Source organism: Bradyrhizobium sp. USDA 4506, from assembly GCF_054058795.1.
The window spans coordinates 5,476,892-5,495,778 of sequence record NZ_JBSSBM010000002.1 but is presented as its reverse complement, the minus strand read 5'-3'; the positions used below and the strand labels follow the sequence as shown (position 1 = coordinate 5,495,778).

16 protein-coding genes are annotated in these 18,887 nt (G+C 66.8%); all 16 read right to left on the bottom strand.

All coding sequences use genetic code 11. The annotated features are described in order from the left end of the window. Positions 1-1,023, bottom strand: coding sequence for a xanthine dehydrogenase family protein molybdopterin-binding subunit (locus ACVIHF_RS28155; protein ID WP_028333322.1), 1,023 nt, complete (start codon positions 1,021-1,023; stop codon positions 1-3). A gap of 2 nt (positions 1,024-1,025) precedes the next feature. Then, on the bottom strand, positions 1,026-2,618 hold the full coding sequence (locus tag ACVIHF_RS28150; protein WP_253607025.1) for a xanthine dehydrogenase family protein molybdopterin-binding subunit: 1,593 nt from the start codon (positions 2,616-2,618) through the stop codon (positions 1,026-1,028). A gap of 12 nt (positions 2,619-2,630) precedes the next feature. Next, positions 2,631-3,110 (bottom strand): (2Fe-2S)-binding protein, encoded by a 480-nt coding sequence (locus ACVIHF_RS28145; protein ID WP_141343042.1) that lies wholly within the window; start codon positions 3,108-3,110, stop codon positions 2,631-2,633. A gap of 6 nt (positions 3,111-3,116) precedes the next feature. Beyond that, on the bottom strand, positions 3,117-3,935 hold the full coding sequence (locus ACVIHF_RS28140) for an FAD binding domain-containing protein (protein ID WP_253607026.1): 819 nt from the start codon (positions 3,933-3,935) through the stop codon (positions 3,117-3,119). Positions 3,936-3,950: 15 nt separating this feature from the next. Next, positions 3,951-4,394: an SRPBCC family protein gene (locus ACVIHF_RS28135; protein WP_253607027.1), complete on the bottom strand. Its 444-nt coding sequence runs from the start codon at positions 4,392-4,394 to the stop codon at positions 3,951-3,953. A 3-nt stretch (positions 4,395-4,397) separates the two neighbouring features. Beyond that, entirely contained in the window at positions 4,398-4,835 is a 438-nt protein-coding gene (locus ACVIHF_RS28130) for an SRPBCC family protein (protein ID WP_016847814.1), read from the bottom strand. A 9-nt stretch (positions 4,836-4,844) separates the two neighbouring features. Then, positions 4,845-7,739 carry a flotillin family protein gene (locus tag ACVIHF_RS28125; protein ID WP_253607029.1) on the bottom strand — a complete coding sequence of 965 codons (2,895 nt, stop codon included), beginning with the start codon at positions 7,737-7,739 and terminating at the stop codon, positions 4,845-4,847. A 24-nt stretch (positions 7,740-7,763) separates the two neighbouring features. Continuing rightward, on the bottom strand, positions 7,764-8,597 hold the full coding sequence (locus ACVIHF_RS28120) for a phosphoenolpyruvate hydrolase family protein (protein ID WP_253607030.1): 834 nt from the start codon (positions 8,595-8,597) through the stop codon (positions 7,764-7,766). A gap of 3 nt (positions 8,598-8,600) precedes the next feature. Beyond that, complete coding sequence (locus tag ACVIHF_RS28115; RefSeq protein WP_253607031.1) at positions 8,601-10,811, bottom strand: ABC transporter permease; 2,211 nt, start codon at positions 10,809-10,811, stop codon at positions 8,601-8,603. Further along, the gene (locus ACVIHF_RS28110; RefSeq protein WP_253607032.1) at positions 10,804-11,586 is read right to left on the bottom strand and encodes an ABC transporter ATP-binding protein; all 783 of its coding nucleotides are present in this window, start codon (positions 11,584-11,586) and stop codon (positions 10,804-10,806) included. The genes ACVIHF_RS28115 and ACVIHF_RS28110 overlap by 8 nt, the downstream gene beginning before the upstream one ends. After that, on the bottom strand, positions 11,579-12,664 hold the full coding sequence (locus ACVIHF_RS28105; protein WP_253607033.1) for a branched-chain amino acid ABC transporter permease: 1,086 nt from the start codon (positions 12,662-12,664) through the stop codon (positions 11,579-11,581). The genes ACVIHF_RS28110 and ACVIHF_RS28105 overlap by 8 nt, the downstream gene beginning before the upstream one ends. 3 nt (positions 12,665-12,667) lie before the next feature. Beyond that, positions 12,668-13,678, bottom strand: coding sequence for a branched-chain amino acid ABC transporter permease (locus ACVIHF_RS28100; protein ID WP_168855385.1), 1,011 nt, complete (start codon positions 13,676-13,678; stop codon positions 12,668-12,670). Positions 13,679-13,798: 120 nt separating this feature from the next. Beyond that, the gene (locus ACVIHF_RS28095; RefSeq protein WP_016847806.1) at positions 13,799-14,617 is read right to left on the bottom strand and encodes a helix-turn-helix transcriptional regulator; all 819 of its coding nucleotides are present in this window, start codon (positions 14,615-14,617) and stop codon (positions 13,799-13,801) included. Positions 14,618-14,753: 136 nt separating this feature from the next. Next, positions 14,754-16,004: an ABC transporter substrate-binding protein gene (locus ACVIHF_RS28090; protein ID WP_038382412.1), complete on the bottom strand. Its 1,251-nt coding sequence runs from the start codon at positions 16,002-16,004 to the stop codon at positions 14,754-14,756. A gap of 977 nt (positions 16,005-16,981) precedes the next feature. Then, on the bottom strand, positions 16,982-17,728 hold the full coding sequence (locus tag ACVIHF_RS28085; protein ID WP_253607034.1) for an SDR family NAD(P)-dependent oxidoreductase: 747 nt from the start codon (positions 17,726-17,728) through the stop codon (positions 16,982-16,984). Between the two features lie 119 nt (positions 17,729-17,847). Further along, positions 17,848-18,846 carry an alpha/beta fold hydrolase gene (locus tag ACVIHF_RS28080; RefSeq protein WP_456792896.1) on the bottom strand — a complete coding sequence of 333 codons (999 nt, stop codon included), beginning with the start codon at positions 18,844-18,846 and terminating at the stop codon, positions 17,848-17,850. Positions 18,847-18,887 lie beyond the last annotated feature (41 nt).

Genomic DNA, 18,887 nt, shown 5'->3' with positions numbered 1-18,887 from the left:
TCAGCGCCGCGGCTGCGGCCGCGCGCCGCCTTGCGCCTTGATCGCGCGGAGCACCTTCTCCGGCGTGATCGGCAGATCGTCGATCCGCACCCCAACCGCGTTGAAGATCGCATTCGCGACCGCAGGAAGCACCGGATTGGCGCACATCTCGCCCGGTCCCTTGGCGCCGAACGGGCCGTCGGGCGCCGGGCGCTCCAGCACTGCGATGTCGTGCGGGCAGATGTCGCCCGGACCCGGCATCAGATATTCGACGAAATCGCGCGGACCGTGCACCGGCTCCGGATAATAGGGCTCCGGCGTCTCGTAAAGCGCGTGGCTGACGCCCATCCAGGCGCCGCCGACCAGCTGCTGCTCGACCAGCCGTGGATTGAGCGCGCGGCCGAGTTCATAGGCGGAGTCCATCCGGACCATGTCGACCTCGCCGGTCTCGTCGTCGACCTCGACCTCGGCAACCAGGCAGGCATGCGCGTAGCATGTCGCAGGCGACATCTCGCCGGTCTCGGGGTCGACGTCGGACAGCGGCACCAGGAAGATGCCTCGGCCGGAGATCGTCTTGCCCTGCTTGAACTGCGCGGCGATCGCGACGTCCTTGGTGGAGATCGAGCGATGCGGCGCGCCCTTGACGTGGATGTTGCCGCGGCCGTCGGTCTCGAGATCGGCGGCATTCACTTCGAGCTCTTCGGCCGCCGCCTCCATCATCACACCGCGCGCCTCGCGCGCCGCCGCCATCACGGCGTTGCCGACGCGATGCGTGCCGCGCGAGGCGAACGAGCCCATGCAGTGCGGGCCGGTGTCGGAATCCGCGGTGTCGACATAGACGTCCTCGACCGGCACGCCGAGCGTCTCGGCGCAGATCTGCCGCGTCACCGACTTCATGCCCTGGCCGAGGTCGATCGAGGACAGCGCCACGGTGAACTTGCCGCTCGGGTTGGAATGCACCAGCGCCTGGCTGGGATCGCCGCCGAGGTTCATGCCGATGGGATAGTTGACCGACGCGATGCCGCGTCCGCGATGCCGGGTCATGGTCAGCGCCTCCTGGTACCGAAGACGGAAGAGAAGCGGGTGGCGCCGTGCGACGGCGCGCCCGGCCGCGGCGGCGGAGACGACGGTGGCGGCGAAGAGGGCGGCGGTGGCGGCGGCTCGCGGGTCGCGGCCGGCGCGCGGTCATACGTCGTGCGCTGCTGGGATGGTGAGGCCGGCGGTGCATGCGGCTCGCGCGGGGTCGGCGTCACGGCGGCTCGCGCGCCGCCACCATCCTTGCGCGACGACATCCGCTTGAAGTCTTCGCGGAGCGGCCACTTGGCCTTCTCCGCTGCGACCTGCACGCATTCGATCAGCGCGGTGTTCTTGGCCTCGCGGCGGTGCGCCTTCATGTCGCCGTCGCGATACGCATTGAGGATCCGGAACTCCATCGGGTCCATGCCGACGAGATGGGCGAGCTTGTCCATCTGGCATTCGATGGCGAAATCCATCGCGGTGACGCCAAAGCCGCGCATCGCGGTCGCGGGCGTCCGGTTGGTGAAGACGCAGTAGACGTCGCCATGAACGTTCGGGATCGTGTAGGGGCCGGGCAGATGGGCGGCGCATTTCACCGCCGCATAGCTCGACAGCCGCGTATAGGCGCCACTGTCGAAATAGGCGCGCACCTTGCGGGCGACAACGCGGCCGTCGCGCATCACGCCATCCTTGATGTAGATCCGCTCGGCGCCACGCGGCGGCCCGTATTGCATCTCCTCCTCGCGCCCGAACACGTAGCGCACCGGGCGACCGGTCAGCATCGCGCCGAGGATGCAGAGCGGTTCGGTCAGCGTATCGACCTTGCCGCCGAAGCCGCCGCCGACCGTGCCGCCGATGAAATGGAAGGTGTTGGACGGCACGTCGAGGATCTTCGCGCAGGTGTCGACCGAGAAGAACAGCGCCTGCGTCGAGGTGTAGACGATGTAGCGGCCGTTGGTGTCGGGAGCTGCGATCGAGCCGTTGGTTTCGGTCGGCGCGTGCTCGATCGGCGACATCTGGTAGCGCTGTTCCAGCACATGGTCGGCCGTCGCGAGCGCGCGGTCGGCGTCGCCGAAGCGCAGCTGCTGGTGATCATAGGTCTCGTGATAGGTGAAGGTGTTCTTGGGATAGACCTCGTTGACCACGGGCGCGCCCGCCTTCAGCGCGTCCTCGACATCGAACACCGCCGGCAGCGGCTCATAGTCGATCTTGACCTTTGCGATGGCCTCATAGGCCTCGCGCGGGCTGTCGGCGACGATCGCGACGATGGGTTCGCCCTTGTAGCGCACCTTGTCGACCGCGAGCGAGGGCTCGTCGTCCTTGCCGAAATTGATCAGGCTGAGCAGCGTGTTCAGGTTGCGCGGCACGTCGGAGGCGCGGATCACGCGCCGGACCCCCTGCGACCGCTCGGCCTCCGAGGTGTCGATGCGGCGGAGTCTTGCGTGGGGATGCGCGCTGCGCACCACCTTCAGATGCAGCATGCCCTGCAGCTTGTGGTCATCGAAATAGGGCGAGGTGCCGGTGACATGGCCGAGCATATCCTGGCGCTGCGTGCCTTTGCCGATCTCCTTCAGATTGTCGTCGCGCTCGTCGGCGAAGATGTCCTTGCGCAATTCCAGCATGGCACTATTCCCTTACGCACGCGCCCGGCCGCCGGAAGCGGCTGATAGCACGGCGTTGATGATCGGCTCGTAGCCGGTGCAGCGGCAGATGTTGCCGGAGATCGCCTCGACCACTTCGGCGCGGCTCGGCTGCGGATTGCGGTCGAGCAGCGCCTTCGCGGCCATCAGCATGCCCGGCGTGCAGTAGCCGCACTGCGCGGCGAAATTGTCGGCGAACGCGCGCTGCAGCGGGTGCAGATTGGGGCCGTCCTTGACGCCGTCGAGCGTCTCGACCGAGCGGCCGGCGACCGTTTCGGCGAGCGTCAGGCAGGAGAGATGCAGCTCGCCGTCGATCAGCACGCTGCAGGTGCCGCAGCCGCCCTGGCCGCAGCCGAACTTCGGCGTCATGTCGCCGATCAGTTCGCGGAGCGCGACCAGAAGGTTGGTGCCGCCGTCGACGAAGATCGCGACGTCACGGCCGTTATGCTGGAATTGAAGGGCAGTCTTGGCCATCACGATTTATTCCTGACCGGACAACAGACGACGTAGATGCACGCCGACGATCTCGCGGCGATACCAGGCGCTGGCGAGCGCATTGTCGCCGGGTGACGTTCCCTCAACGGCTGCCGCAGCAGCTGCGCTGATGGTGGAGGCGTCGAGCGCGCGGCCTTCGAGCGCGCGCTCGACGGCACGGGCGCGGATCGGCGTCGGCGCCATCGAGCCAAGCGCGACGCGGGCGCCGACGATGCGGCTGCCGTTAACGGGCAGGTGCGCCGCGAGCGTGATCACCGCGCCGCCGTTGGGCTTGATCCGCGCGATCTTGCGGTAGCGGAGGGCCTCAGTGCTGCCGGGTCTGGCAAAGGAGATCGCCAGCACCAGCGATCCGGCCTGCCGGTCGCGCGATTGCAGGAACTCCTCGATCGGGATCTCGCGCCCTCCGAGGCCGCCCTGGACGGACACGGTGGCATCAAGCGCGAGCATCGCGACCGTGAAGTCGCCATACGGCACTGGCGCGAACAGATTGCCGCCGACGGTACCCATGTTGCGCACCGCCGGCCCGCCGATCGAGCGCGCCGGGGCGTGCAGGAAGGCGAGGTCGCGTTCGGCCAGGATGCGGGCGAAGGTGACGCCGGCGCCGAGCGTGATGCGCGAGCCGGTGGCATCGATCCGTGTCATAGCATGGTCGCTGGCGCGCACGATGGTCGAGATCGAGATGTCGCCCTCGTTCAGCGCCCGCATCACCAGCGTGCCGCCGCCGAGATAGCGGGCGCTGCGATCCGAGGACAGCGCCGCCGCGGCGTCATGGGTGCTGGTGAAGGTCTTCACCGTAATTGGCATGATGGTGCTCTCCGCTTACGCGGCCTCCTTCAGATGCCGGCGGATGGCGTCGAAGCCGGCCTGGTAGATGTCTTCCGAAACCATCTGCGTGATGCGCTCGCTGTCTTCGGTCCGCGTCGTGAAGCGCGACTCCCAGTGCCAGAAAGTGCGGTCACCATCGGTGACCGGCAGCAGGCGGACATGCGCCATGTAATTGAACATCGGGATCGGCGTATCGAGCAGGCAGTAGCTGAACGATTGCTCAAGATCGGACAGCGCCAGCAATTGCTCGCGCAGCTCGGCGCCGTCCTTCAGCTTGAAGCGCCTGACGCAGCCGATCTTGTCGGACGGCTGTGCGCGCTCGATGCCGCTGGTTGCGACCGCTGGATGCCAGCGGTCATGGCCGTTGAAATCGCGCAGCACGGCCCACACCGCATCGGTCGGTGCATCCAGGATCGTGCTCTTGACGATATGCGGCACGGCCTATCCCCCGAACGCCCGTTTCAGCGCGTCGAAGCCACCCTGGAACACGCCGCCGCCGATGTTGTTGACGAGCTCCGCCTCGCGTTCCGGCGCGCAGTCGAATTCGGCGGTCCATTCCAGGAAGGTCTGGTCGCCGTCGGTGACCGGCGTGAGCCGCAAGGTCGCGACGTAGTTCTCGACGCCCATCGGCGATTCCAGGATCGAATAGGTGCAGAACATGTCGTAGTCGGACAGGCCGAGCAGCTTCTCGCGGATGCGATCGCCGTTGCGCAGCCGGAAATCCCTGACGCAGCCGATCTTGTCGGAGGGCTCGCCGCCCTCGATCCGGCTTTCGGCGATCGCGGGATGCCAGTTCGGCAGCCCGTTGAAATCGCGGACGCGGGCCCAGACCCGGTCGTTGCGGGCGTTGACGACGGTGGAGACGTAAACCCGTGCCATGGCGTCAGCTCAGTCCTTCTTGCGCGGCGTGCGCTCAGGGCGCGCCGGCTCGCCGCCGCCCTCGGGCGCCGCCGGCTTGGCCTCGCCGCCGCTCTTGCGCGCGGAGTCCTTGATGCCTTGCATGTCGCGGGCTTCGCGGATCAGGCCGGGCATCTTGGCGAGGCTGCCGCCCTCGACGCCGATATCCGAGAGGATCGAGTCGATCAGCGGCGCCTGCACGCGGTAGCGCAGCGCCGAGTCGATCACCTCGTCGGTGGCGCTGCGGCCGGTGCCGTTGCCATGGCCATTGCCGTTGAGGCCGTCGACCTGGAGGATGCGGATGCCCTCGATCTTCTCCATCGGCTTGACGCTCTCGCGGACGATGCCCTCGATGCGGTCGAGCAGCTTGCGGCGGAACAGCGAGTAGCGCGCCTGATCGGTCAGCACGTTCTCGGCCTCGTTAAGCAGACGCTGCGCCTCGGCCTCGACCGTGGCACGGACCCGTTCGGCCCCGGCTGCGATCCTGGTTTCCTCGGCCTGCTTTTCGGCGAGCAGCACCTCGACGGTCTTGCGCCGCTTTGCGATCTCGCTTTCGCGCGCGGTGACGACGCGTTCGGCCGCTTCGGTGGCGTGGATCCGGGCGTCCTCGGCCGCGGCGCGCGCCGCGGATTCTTCCAGTGATTTCTGATGCAGTGCGATGGCCTTTTCCATCAGCGCGGTCTCGACATCCTTCTCGCGGTTGACCTCGAGCTTGCGCAGCTCGCGCTCGCGGCCGATGCGGGCCTCGTCGAGGCCACGGTCGGAGGCGATGCGGGCGCGCTCGACCTCCTCGCGGGCGCCGATCTCGGCCTCCTGCAGCGACTGGTTGCGGGCGACCTCGAGCTGCTCGATCGCACGGCGCCGCTCGATCCGAGCCGCCTCCAGCGCCTGCTCGCGCGAGACGTCGGTGGTGTCGATGTCCTTGCGTGCCACAATTTCGGCCTGCCGGACCTGCCGGTCGGCATCAATCCGCTCGGAGCGCTTGGCGGCGAGCGCGATCACGCGCTCCTCGTCGGCGAGCTCGATCGCCTTCTTCTGGTCGATGTTGAGCACCTCGCGGGTCCTGGAGGAGGCGATCCGCTCGCTCTCCAGCGTCAGCTCGACATCGATGCGCTGCCGCTCGATGGCGTCGCGGCGCTTCAACTCAGCGGCCTCGATCGCCTCGGTGCGCGCGATCTCGAGCCCGCGGGTTTCGCGCTCGGCGCGGATGCGCTGCGCGGCGACCGACTTCTCCTGCGAGATCCGCGCCGCCTCGATCGCCTCGCGGGAGGCGATATCGGCTTCCTCGATCGCGCGGGTGCGGGCGATCTCAAGCGCCCGGACGTGCTCTTCCTGGGCGATCCGCGACGCTTCGGTGGCTTCGCGGGCACTGATCCCGGCGATCTCGACCGCCTGGTTGCGCTCGATCTCGAGCTTGCGCGTGGTGTGGTCGGCGGCGATGCGCTCGGCGGCCAGCATCTTCTCGCGCGCGATGCGGGCGGCCTCGACCGCCTTCTGCGCCTCAATCTCGGCTTCCTGGATGGTGCGGACCTGCTGGATTTCCAGCGCGCGGGTGCGCTCGTCCGAGGAGATGCGCTCGACATTGACCGTCATGGTCTGGGCGATGCGCGCCTTCTCGGTGGCCTCGCGCGCGGCGATCTCGGCCTCGTCGACCGCGCGGGTGCGCTCGATCTCGCGGCGCCGGGTCTCCTCCTCATTGGCGATGCGGGCATCGGTGACGACGCGGTCCTGCTGGATCCGGGCCTTCTCGATCGCCTCGCGAGCGGCGATCTCGGCTTCCTCGACCGTGCGCATCCGCTCGATCTCGCGCTGGCGCACCTCGCGCTCGGAGGCGATGCGGGTGGTGTCGACCGAGCGCTGGTTGGCGATCCGGACCTTCTCGATCTCCTCGCGCGCCAGCAGCTCCTTCTCTTCGACCGCCCGCGTCCGCTCGATCTCCTTGTGCCGGGTCTCGCGCTCCGAGGCGATGCGTGCTTCGGTGATCGCCTGCTCGTTGGCGATGCGCGCTTTCTCGATGGCTTCGCGCGCCGCAATCTGGGCCTGCTCCGACTCGGTCTCACGCAGCGCGCGCTCGCGGGCGACTTCGGTGCGCTGCAGGGCGCGGCGCATCTCGATGTCGCGTTCCTGCTCGAGGCGGGCGGTCTCGCTTTCGCGCTCGATCTCCAGCGCCTGCCGCTCGGCCTCGAGATTGCGGGAGCGGATCTTGATCATCGAGTCCTGCTCGATGTCGTTGCGCAGCTTGCGCTTGGCCTCGATGTCCTCCATCAGGCGGGTCAAGCCTTCGGCGTCGAAGCGGTTCGAGGGATTGAAATATTCGAGGTCGGTCTGATCGAGATCGGTGATCGCGACCGACTCCAGTTCGAGGCCATTCTGCGCCAGTGCTTCGGCGGCATTGGCCTTGACGCGCGCCACATAGTCGCCGCGCTGCTCGTGCATCTGCTCCATCGTCATCTCGGAGGCGACTGAGCGGATCGCGGAGATGAATTTGCCGGAGAGCAGGGTGTGGAGCTGCTCGGGCTCCATGGTGCGGCGGCCGAGCGTGGCGGCAGCGATCGAGACCGCTTCGCGGGTCGGCTGAACCCGGACGTAGAAATCGGCCTCGATGTCGACGCGCATGCGGTCGCGGGTGATCACCGCGTCCTGCCTGGAGCGCACGATCCCCATCGGCAGCACGTTCATGTTGACCGGCGTGTAGTCGTGGATGAAGGGCAGCACGAAGGCGCCGCCATTGATCACCACGCGCTCGCCGAGGAAACCGGTGCGGACGAAGGAGACCTCCTTCGACGAGCGGTGATACAGCCAGTTCACGACATAGACGATGATGACGATCGCGACGATTGCGACGATGAGCCAGAGGATCAATTCACCGACCAGCATCCCCGACATCTCTTCCTCCCTTGGTCACGGCGGCTAGCGCGCGCCGATCGCCTTGAATTTGCGAACCTGATCCGTCAGCGCCCGCTCGACCGGCAGGCGCTCCATCGAGGAGGCGCCGTAGAAGCCGTGGCAGTTGCGGGTCTGCTTCATGATGAAATCGGCATCGGCGGGGTCCGCGATCGGACCGCCATGCGCGAGCACGATGATGTTCGAATTGACGCTGAGCGCGGCCTCGGCCCAGGCCTCGATGCGGGCAGGGCAGTCGGCGAGCTTCGGCGCGGTCTGCGCGCCGATCGTGCCGCCGGTGGTCAGGCCCATATGGCAGACGATGATGTCGGCGCCGGCGATCGCCATCGCGGCGGCCTCCTGCTCGCTGAACACATAGGGCGTGGTCAGCATGTTCTTCTCATGCGCCTTCGCGATCATGTCGATCTCGAGCGCATACGACATTCCGGTCTCTTCGAGATTGGCGCGGAAGGTGCCGTCGATCAGGCCGACGGTCGGGAAGTTCTGCACGCCGGCAAAGCCGAGGGCCTTGAGCTGGTCGAGGAACACATCCATGTCGCGGAACGGATCGGTGCCGTTGACGCCGGCGAGCACCGGCGTCCTGGTCACGACCGGCAGCACCTCGCCGGCCATCTCGACGACGATGGCGTTGGCATCGCCATAGGGCATCAGTCCGGCGAGCGAGCCGCGGCCGGCCATGCGGTAGCGGCCGGAGTTGTAGATCACGATCAGGTCGACGCCGCCGGCCTCCTCGCATTTCGCCGACAGTCCGGTGCCGGCGCCGCCGCCGACGATCGGCTCGCCGCGTGCGATCATGGCGTGAAACTTCTTCAACAGCGCCGTGCGTTCAAACCTGGCCATGGGTCACCTCGCCACTCTCCGCCGACCACCGGCGCGTCCAAGCAAGGGGCGGAACGCGCTGACGATGGCGGCGGTGAACTCGGGATCGTTGATGTTGCGTTTGATGCGGATGATCTGCCGATTGCCGGTCTGGCGCACGGTGCGCTCCAGCGCGCGGAACAGCGCCGCATCGGCCTCCGGGTCCCAGAACGGCTGGCCGGCTGCATCGAGCGCGGAGACGCCGCCCTCGGCCAGGAAGAAGCGCACCGGCCCGTCCATCTGGTTGAGCCGTTCGCCGATCCAGCGGCCCATGCGCTCGTTCTCTTCCGGCGTGGTCCGCATCAACGTGACCTGCGGATTGTGGATATGGAATTTGCGCTGCCGATAGCGCTCCGGGATCGTGTCGGGTGCGCCGAAGTTCACCATGTCGAGCGCGCCGACCGAGCCGACATAGGGCACGCGGCTGCGGATGATGGCGCCGAAGCGATCCTCGGTCGCCGGGAACACGCCGCCCATCAGGAGGTCGCAGACCTCGGTCGTGGTGAGGTCGATCACGCCGGCGAGTTGGCCGGACTCGACCAGCTTCTCCATCGAGCGGCCGCCGACGCCGGTGGCGTGGAAGACGAGGCACTCGAAATCCTCGCGCAGGTCGGCTGCGATCTTCTGCACGGCCGGCGTGGTGACGCCGAACATGGTGATGCCGATCGCCGGAAGGCTCGCGCCTGCATCGCGCTGCTTGCCGGCCTGCTCATCGAGCCGCGCCTTGACCATGCCGACCAGCGCATGAGCGCCGTTGCCGAGCACCGTGCGCGAAATCGAGTTGAGACCCTGCACGTCGGCCACCGAATACATCATGGTGATGTCGGCGGGACCGACATAGGGACCGACGTCGCCGGACGCGACCGAGGAGATGATCAGCTTCGGCACCCCGACCGGCAGCGCGCGCATGCCGGGCGCGACCAGCGACGCGCCGCCGGAGCCGCCGGCGGAGATGATCCCGGCGATATTGCCCTGGCGACGCAGCCATCGCTCGAACGCCTCCGCCATCGCCGTCACCGAGGCGCCGCGATCGGCGCCGAACACGCCCGAACCGGCGCGGCCGTGGTTGAGTGCGATCTCCTGCGCGGTGACGTCGCAGCTCGCCGCCTTGCCGCTGGTCGAGACATCGACCAGTCGGGTGCGCAGGCCGCTGCCGGCGATGATATCGCGGATGAAGCGCAGTTCCGCGCCCTTGGTGTCCAGCGTGCCGACGACCAGCACGACGGGTGGCCCCGACGTTCTGGACGTCGCCGGTTCGCGCCGCGAGCGACTTGTTTCCTCGAGCCGCGTGACCCCGGCGGACTGCGTCCGCGCGGCGGCCTCGATGCGGGCGATCGGCACCGGCTGCGACCAGCGGGTCGGCAGCACGGGATTGGAGACGTAGATGCGGGTCGGCCCCTTGCGTTCCGGCTGCGGGGCACCGACCGCTTCGGCCTTCGCCGGTGCTGGCTCGGCGTCGGTCTCGTCGGCGCCATGGGTGCCGACGCCGAGCAACCGCTGCTGCAGCTCGCGGTCGGTTGCAAGGCGGGCGGAATCGATGATCCGGTTGATCCGGCCATTGACCATGATGGCGACGTTGCGCGACACCGCCGTCGCCACACCGATGTTCTGCTCGATGACCAGCACGGAGATGTCCCCCTCATCGCCGAGCCGCAGCAGCATGTCCTCGACCTGGGCGACGATCACGGGCGCGAGACCTTCGGTCGGCTCGTCCATGATCAGCAGATGCGGATTGGTCAGCAGCGCGCGCGCGATCGCGAGCATCTGCTGCTCGCCGCCGGACAGCTGGTTGCCGCCATTGCTCTTGCGCTCGGCAAGGCGCGGGAAGGTGTCGTAGATTCGCTCGATGGTCCAGGCGCCGCGCCGCAGGCCGCCGGCAAGCGCGAGGTGTTCGTCGACGGTCAGCGAGCGCCACAGGCGGCGGCCCTGCGGCACATAGCCGACGCCGAGCCGGGCGATCCGCGCCGGATTGAGCCGCGTGACCTCCTCGCCGCGGATCCGGATCGAGCCGCCGCTGGCGCGCACGAGGCCCATGATGGCCTTGCACAGCGTGGTCTTGCCCATGCCGTTGCGGCCGACCACCGAGAACACGCCGGACTCGAGCGTGAGATCGACGCCCTGCAGCGCATGCGAATGGCCGTAATAGACGTCGAGGCCCTTCACCTCGAGCGCGGGCACTGCTCGGCGGTCATTCATGGCCGCCTCCGAGATAGAGCTCCTGCACCTCGGGATCGGATTCGATCTCGCGCGGCAGGCCTTCCTTGAAGATGCGGCCGTTGTGCATCATCGTCACGCTCTCGACCACGCGCAGCGCGACGTCCATGTCGTGCTCGATGATGATGTAGCCGATATGCGCCGGCAGCGAGGTCAGGATCTCGATCAGCTCGCGCCGCTCGGTAGGCGACAGCCCCGCTGCCGGCTCGTCGAACAGGATGAAGCGCGGCGCGCCGGCCAGCGCCAGCGCGATCTCGAGCTGCCGCTGCTGGCCATGTGCGAGTTCGGCGACGCGCTGGTCCTTCACGCCGCTGAGGTGAACCGCCTGTACCAGCGTTTCGGTCGCGTGCATCAGCGCATCGTTCTGCCCCGGGCGCAGGAACGAGAACCGGTCGCGCGAGACGCCGCGGCAGGCGAGGTAGACGTTGTCCTGCACCGTGAGGCCGGGGAACAGCGCCGAGATCTGGTAGGTGCGGCGTAAGCCCCGGCGGATCCGCTCATAGGGCGGGAACTGGGTGATATCCTCGCCGAAGAAGCGGATCGTGCCGGAGGAAGGCGCAAAGTCGCCGGTGATGCAGTTGAACAGCGTCGTCTTGCCGGCGCCGTTCGAGCCAAGCACCGCGCGCCTTTCGCCGGGCCGCACCGTGATGGTGACGTCGGTCAGCGCCGCCAGCGCGCCGAACAGCCTGGTCACGCCGCGCAGCTCGAGCGCCGCGCCAGCGCCGACCACGGACAGCCGCTGCGCGACGCTATCCATGGCGACCTCCGCCTGAACGTTGCGTCGAGGATGCGTTGCGCCGCCGCCAGCGTTCCCACAGGCCGATCACGCCGTCGGATGACCAGAACACGATGGCGAGGAAGCCGAGCCCGATCAGCAGCCGGAAGCGGTTGCCGTCGAGTCCGAACTTGATCAGCACGTCGAGCGCGAAAGTCCGCAGCAGCACGAAGATCAGCGCGCCGATGAAGGGTCCGATCGGCCGCGTGATGCCGCCCACCACGGCGATGATCAGGACGTCGATGCAGGCGCCGACGCTGACCGAGCCGGGCGAGATCTGCCGGTAGTTCCAGACCTGCAGCACGCCGCCGAGCGCGGCGATGAAGGCGGCGAAGGCGTAGGCCGCGATGCGGTGCGCATTGGGGTTGAAGCCGAGCGCCGCCATGCGGCGGGAATTGTCGCGGACGCCCTGCAGCGCGAGGCCGAACGGCGCCCGCGAGACATACTGGACGGCGAAGTAGCAGATCGCGGCGACGCCGAGCGTGACATAATAGAAGGCGATATCGGCGCGCCAGTCGACGCCCCAGAACTGCGGCGTCGCGACGGTGTTGATGCCGGTGTGGCCGTTGAAGATCGCCCAATTCTGGTTGGTAAAGTAGTAGAACGCGGCACCGATCGCGAGCGTAATCATGATGGTGTAGATGCCCTCGGTGCGCACCGCGAGCGCGCCGCCGAGCGTGCCGAACAGCGTCGCCAGCGCCAGCGCCATCGGGGTTGCCAGCCACCACGGCCAGCCGAGGCTGATATTGGCGTTGCCGCTGATGCCGAACACCGCGACCATGTAGCCGGCGAAGCCCGCGATGGTGAGCTGCATCAGGCTGACCATGCCGCCATAGCCGGCGAGGAACATCAGGCTGAGCGCGATGATGCCGAGGATCAGCGTGGTGGCGAAGATCTCGATCAGGAAGAAACCGTTGGCGATCAGCGGCATGATCACGAGGATCAGCGCGACCAGCCAGGCCGCCGGGTTCTGGAATTCCGGCCAGGCACGGATGAAGGCTCGGCGGGCCGCGTTGGCGGATGGATCGGGGCGGAACTGGGTGCTCTGGAGCAGCGACATCTGTCATCGCCTCGCGAGCAGGCCCTGCGGCCGCAGCGCCAGCACCAGCACCATGATCAGGAAGGTGACGACGATGGCGTAGGTCGGGATGTAGACCGAGCCGAGCTGCTCGGCGAGGCCGATGATGACGGCGCCGAGCGCCGCTCCCGGGATCGAGCCCATGCCGCCGACGATCACGACGACGAGGGAGGCGAGCAGGAACCGCGTATCCTCGCCCGGCGACAGCGACTGGAAGGTGCCGCCGACCACGCCGGCAATGCCGGCAAGGCCCGCGCCGAGCGCGAACACCAGCACGAACACCAGCTGGATCCGCACGCCGGTGGCGGCCAGGATGTCGCGGTCGTCGACGCCGGCACGCACGATCATGCCGATCCGCGTCCGGTTGAGCGCCAGCCACATCGCGATTCCGATCACGACGGACGCAGCGAAGATCACCAGCCGCACCAGCGGGTATTGCAGATAGACCGGTTCGCCCGTTGATTTGATCGCGGTCAGCAGCGGCAGCTGGATCGGGCCGATCAGCCAGCTCGGGGTCTGGATCTGGTAGAAATCGCCGCCGAACACCCAGAGCATCAGATCGGCGAACACGATCGACAGCCCGATCGTCACCATCGTCTGCCTGAGGTCCTGACCCTCCATGCGTCGGAACACGACGAGCTGCAGGATCACGCCGACCAGCGCCACCGCGATGAAGGCGATGATGAAGCTGAGGAGCCACGACCCGGTCCAGCTGCTGATCGCGTAGCCGACATAGCCGCCGAACAGATAGAGCGAGCCGTGCGCAAGGTTGACGTTGCGCATCAGGCCGAAGATCAGCGTGAAGCCGCTGGCCACCAGGAAGTAGAGCCCGCCGAGCGTGATGCCGTTCAGCACCGCGTTGAGGAACACGCGCTTGCGGCCGATCGCGGCCTCCAGCCCCGGCGGCCAGATCGCGAACACCAGCCACGCGAGCACCGCGACCGCGATGATCACGATCAGCGCCCAGGCCGGATGGCGTTCGATGAACCTGGCCATCTCCGTCGCGTTCCCTCACTGGTCGCGACCGTCTGCCGGGCCGCGTGTCCAGTATCCTACCGAGGGCGTAAGCTCAGGATTTGATCGACAGTATCTTTTATCGTGCGCTCCGGAACTCCTTCACGGCCGCAACACCTTGGCGGCGCGGCGATAGTCGGTCGGGGCCATGCCGACATTGGCGGCGAAGAAGCGGGTGAAGCCGCTCTGCGAGGAGAAGCCGAGGTCGAAGCCGATATCGGCGATCGGCGTCTCGGTCGCCACCAGCGCATCGAGCGCCTGCTCCATGATCAGCGTGTTCATGTAGAGGTGAGGGGTGACGCCGGTCTGGGTGCGGAACAGCCGGTAGAAATGCGGCCGCGACAGCCCGGCCTCGCGCGCGATCGCATCGAGCTCGATCTCGGCGCCGGGGCTTTCCGACATCAGCTTGATCGATTTGCGCACCCTGAAATCGGTCACCGCGGCCGCCGCGCGCGCATCCTGCGCGGCCTGCCAGCTCTCCTCGTAGCAGGAGTCGATCAGCTGCCGGAGTTCGCAATCGAGGCTGCGCAGCGACGGCGCGCCGCACACTAGTGCTGCGGTGCGGCGGATCAGCCGGTCGAGCGCTTCGGTGCGCGGAAAGAAGGTGCGGCCGAACCGCAGGCCCTGTGCCGTCGCGGGCTGCGGCGCGAACCATTCGGCGTTGACATAGAGCACGAAGAAGATCGCGCCGTGATCCATGTCGGTCGGCAGAAAGTTGTGCGGTTCCCACGGGTTGACCGCGACGACGGTGTCGTCCTTGAGCAGCAGCCGCTGCTCCGAGACGTCGATCTGCGCCGGCGTTCCGCCGACATGAAAGATCAGATGCCCCTCGCGGTGCGCATGCACGTTGAAGGGACGGTTCAACTGATAGACCGTCGCGCGACCGAACCGGCCGTGGAAGACGGCAAGCGCCCTGCTCATGCCTCCCCTCCCGCGGGATGTTCTTGTCTTTTCGACAAGCGTTCATCATCCGCCCGCGGAAAGCAAGGGCGAGCAGGGCTCTTGATGCAACCGCGCACCATGCCCCGGCCGTTCAGCCTGCACTGCAACAAATACGTCAGTACTTCTTGCACTCCGGGACCGTGCGGCTCGGCAGGCCGATCTTGGCGAACACCGCCGGATCGTAGCCCAGCGTCTGGTTGACGTTCGGGATCACCTTGACGACCTTGCTGAACAGTGCGCCCTTGCCGTCATCGACCACCTCGGTGACGAAATTGGTGCCGATCGCCTGGCGGTTGGAGTCGAGCTTGATCTTGCCGTTCGGCGCGTCGATCTCGATCTTCGCCAGCGCGTCCTTGAGCTTGGCCTGGTTGTTGGAGAGATCGCCATTGACCTGGCGCAGCGCCAGGATCAGCGCCATCGTCGAGCCGTAATAGTTGGTCGCGAGCAGCGACGGGCTCGGGAAGCGTTTGGCCGGCGGGAAGGCATCCTGATAGGCCTTCACGAATTTCTGCCAGCCCGGATCCTCCCAGGTATCGGCCTGGCCGCTCGCGGCGATGGTGCCGATCAGCGCGTTCTTGGCGCTGCCCTTCGACGACAGGATGGTCTGGTCGATCATGATCGAGCCGCCCATCAGATGCGCCTTGCCGCCGGCCTGCTGATACTGGTTGAGGAAGTTGACGGCGTCGGCGCCGCCGAGGCCGAGATAGATCGCGTCGACGTCGTCAGGCAGCGCGGCGATCACGGAGGCAAAGTCCTTGGTGCCGAGCGGCACCCATTGTCGGTTGGTGACCTGGCCGCCGGCGCCGCAGAACTCGAGCACCAGGCCAAATACCTGGGTGTAGATGAAGGAGTAGTCCTCGCCGACGGTCGCGATCTTGCGATAGCCCTTGGTCTCGTAGGCGTATTTGCCGAGGCCGACCTGCCACTGCGCGCCGTCCATGTTGTAGCGGAAGAAGTTCGGCGCCGGATCGACATAGGTCGTCTCCTGCGCGCCGGAGGCGGCGTTGACGAAGGTCAGCTCCGGATGGGTCTTGGCGAAGTTCTTGACCGCGATGCCTTCGTCGCCGGACAGCGGCGACAGCAGGATCTGCACCTTGTCCTGCTCGATCAGCTTGCGCACCGCGCGCACCGCGGAGTCGGGCGTCGCGTCGGTCGAGGCGACGACGAATTCGAGCTCCTTGTCGCCGATCTTCTTGCCGAGCACGTTGAGCGCCGTCTGGAAGCCGCGCATGCCGTCCTCGCCGAGCACCGTGTAGGTGCCCTCGAGCGTCGCGGTGACGCCGACCTTGATCTTCTCCTGAGCGAACGCCGTGCCCGAAAGCAACAGGCTGCTCAACGCAATCAGTCCCAAACTGCCTTTCAACATCGCGCTCCTCCCTCTGCGTTGTCGCCGGCGTCCACTTGCCGTGCGAAGGCTGATGGGCGTCCGGTTGTTGCCGGCAAAGCTAGCCGAAGGCAGGCGCGGCGCGGATGTCGTCGACGCGGGGTGGCTTAACGGGCAGTCTCATTTTGATTGTTGCGCCGCAGCGCGGCTCGCGGCGCAAAGCCGCGGAGCTTGTTCGGTGTCGTCACCCGGGAAAGCGGGTGATCCAGTATATTCGAGAAACGGCGGTGCTGGAGCCGAGAGGTTGGGGCGTACTGGATGCGCGGATGACGACGCCGGAGAGGAATGCGAGCAGGCAGCTTCCTTCGCGTCGTCCCGGCGAAGGCCGGGACCCATACGCCGCGGCGGACGTTGTTGTAAGGACACGTCGTTCCAGCGATGCTTGACAATCGGAATTTGTGGTTATGGGTCCCGGCCTTCGCCGGGACGACACTCAATTTGTTGCGCGACTTGTGAGTCATACCGTTTGCGTTCTCGCGACATATTTTGTCCGAGCTTTGCTCTTCTTTCCGCCCTCTCTTGAACAGAGGGCGCAGGGAAAGCCGGGTGCCGATCGCACCCATGGGCCCCGAGCAATGGGTAGAAAGCTCGGGGGTAGGACCACAGGTGTAACCGGAAACAACCCGGCTTTCCTGCGCGATGGGTTACGGCTTATACATGCTCTCCCCGGCGAGACTGGGCTTTTTTGTCACCGCCCTCGCAAACGCTTGCGCGCTTTGCGAGAGGACACCTGCCGCTAGGGCGTCAGGCCTGCACGATTTCGCCGTCCGCTTCATGCGCACTCGTCAGTTGCGCTTGTCGCGTCCACCGCATCTCACCGCAACACCCGTGACGATGCGCAGCGCCCCTCGATCGGGTGAGACGGGCGTTTCTATACACTGAGTTACGCTTCGGATAAAGCGAAATATTTTTGCTGCGGGGACTTGCGCCGTCGGGCAAATCAGTGGCAGGGGGCACGCTCATGCCAGCTCCAGTCCGCCGTCGACGGTTATGATCTGACCGGTCATCCATTGCGTGGCGGGACCGGCGAGCCGCACGATCCATTCGGCCACGTCGTCCGGAAGGCCGCGTCGTCCAAGCGGGATGCGTGTGCGTTCCTGCTCCTTTACGGCCGCCGCCTGCTCGTCGCTGAGACCCATCATGCCGGTGAGCGCGCCGGATTCGGTCGGCCCCGCCGCAACGGCGTTCACTCTCACGCCGAGCGGCGCAAGCTCGAGCGCCCAGCAGCGGGTCAAATGCTCCAGCGCCGCCTTGCTCGCTGCGTAGTGCGACAGGCCTGCCGCCGGCTTGTGTCCGTAGGTGCTGGAGACGTTGACGATGGCGCCGCGCGTCGCCGTCAGGTGCGGAAGCGCGGCGGCGGCGAGCAGGCTCGGCCCGACCACATTGACCGCGAAGATGTCCGCGATCCGGTCGGCCGTCGCATCTTCCAGCGCCAGGATCGCGCCGGCGCCCGCATTGTTGATGACGGCATCGAGCCTGCCCCAGGCCGCGATCGCCTTGGCGACCGTGCGCCGCGCATCATCGGCGGAGGCGGCATCCGCGATCAGGCCCGTGATGTTCGGATGCTCGGCAACCGCTTCCTCGAGGGGGCCGGGCCGGCGGCCGGTGACCAGCACCTTGTCGCCTTGCCGTGCGAAGGCGAGGGCGGCCGCGCGGCCGATGCCGGAGGTGCCGCCGGTCAGGATGATGACCTTGTCGTTCTTCATGTGATCGTCCTTTACGAAACTGCGATTGAGGTGAGGTCGAGCGCGAGCAGCAAGAGAGGCTCACCTCTTCCCATCGGGGAGAGCCAGGCTGAAGCCGGGCTCGATCATTCGATTCAAAATCAGGCCCTTCGGGCCGAGATGAACGCGAGGATGTCGGCATTGACGATGCCGGGCTGCGTGGTGCAGAGGCCGTGCGGCAGCAGGTCATAGATCTTGAGCTGGCTGTGCTGCAGCAGCTTGGCCGACAGCAGGGCGGAATCGGAGACCGGCACGATCTGGTCGTCGCCACCATGCAGAACGAGCGTGGGAACGGTGATGGCCTTCAGGTCATCGGTGAAATCGGTCTCCGAGAAGGCCTTGATGCAGTCGTGGTGCGCCTTGGCGCTTCCGGTCATGCCCTGGCGCCACCAATTCCAGATCACCGGCTGCGATGTTTCGGCACCGGGACGATTGTAACCGTAGAACGGGCCGGATGCGAAATCGAAGTAGAATTGCGCGCGGTTGGCGGCGAGCTGATTGCGCAGGCTGTCGAAGACCTCGATGGGCAGGCCACCGGGATTGGCCTCGGTCTTCAACATCAGCGGCGGCACGGCACCGATCAGGACCAGCTTCGCCACACGATTCTTGCCGTGGCGCGCGACATAACGCGCGGCCTCGCCGCCACCGGTGGAGTGGCCGATGTGAATGGCATTGCGAAGATCGAGATGCTCGACGAGGGCCGCGACATCAGCCGCGTAGTGATCCATGTCGTGCCCGTCGCTGACCTGGCTCGATCGGCCGTGACCGCGTCGATCATGGGCGATGACGCGGTAGCCGCGGCCGAGGAAGAACAGCATCTGGGCATCACAGTCGTCGGAGCTGAGCGGCCAGCCGTGGTGGAAGACGATCGGCTGGGCAGATTTCGGTCCCCAATCCTTGTAGAAGATGTGCACGCCATCTGTTGTCGTGATCGAGGTGACGGGACGCACCGTGTCGCCGGCGCCGGTCGGAGCTTTTGTTTCCTTGCCGACGGCGGATGTCGAGCGGATTGTCAGCGACATTGCCGACATGATCGAAGCCGTGAGCAGCTCTCGTCGCGACGTCCGTGCGAGCCGGGCGACCGAGTTGTTCCAGGCCATCTTGCTTGTCTCCTGTTGTTAGCGTGGGCATGCTGATGGTT